Here is a 655-nt window from a genome sequence, read left to right as displayed (position 1 = left end):
GTGCAGGCGGTCCTGATCGGCGCCATCACCGCCGTCGCCTCGCGCCAGACGTTGTTCGCAACCTTGAACGACGTCGATTAGTCCGGCAAACCGGACTCCACTTCGCCTCAAAACGTTTTAAAATCATCCGGGGAAGGGATTACCGACATCGCATGACCTCGCCGACCGACGATCGATCGCCGAAATTGCCGCGCGGCTGGCTGCGCGCAGCCGTGGTGTCGACGATCGCGTTCGCCTTCGTCGGCGCGGCGGCGGGCTTCATCGCGTTCCTGTCGCAGTTGCGCGGCGCCGAGATCGTGCCGGACCGCAAGGCAGACGGCATCGTGGTCTTGACCGGCGGCTCCTCGCGGGTGTCGGATGCGATGGAGCTGCTGGCCGCCGGTTACGGCAGGCGGCTCCTGATTTCCGGCGTGCATCCGACCTCGACCGCGAGCGACATCTCCCGCACGCTGCCGGAGAACCAGTCCTTCATGACCTGCTGCGTCGACCTCGACCGCACCGCGCTCTCGACCCGCGGCAATGCGGCGGAGGCGCGCCGCTGGGCGCAGGCGCGCCGGTTCAAATCGCTGATCGTGGTGACCTCGAACTATCACATGCCGCGCGCGCTGGTGGAATTCTCGCACGCGATGCCGGAGACGATTCTGATCCCGTTCGC

General features: G+C 66.4%; 1 protein-coding gene. It reads left to right on the top strand.

Annotation, left to right across the window (positions count from 1 at the left end):
• Positions 1 to 152: 152 nt before the first annotated feature.
• Positions 153 to 655, top strand: a 503-nt coding sequence (locus AC1D00_RS44120) for a YdcF family protein (protein WP_477015076.1), incomplete at its 3' end; no start/stop codon positions are given.

Source organism: Bradyrhizobium sp. P2_E8 (genome assembly GCF_056403875.1).
Note: the sequence above shows the minus strand (reverse complement) of the source record. Positions and strands in the feature narration are given on the sequence as shown.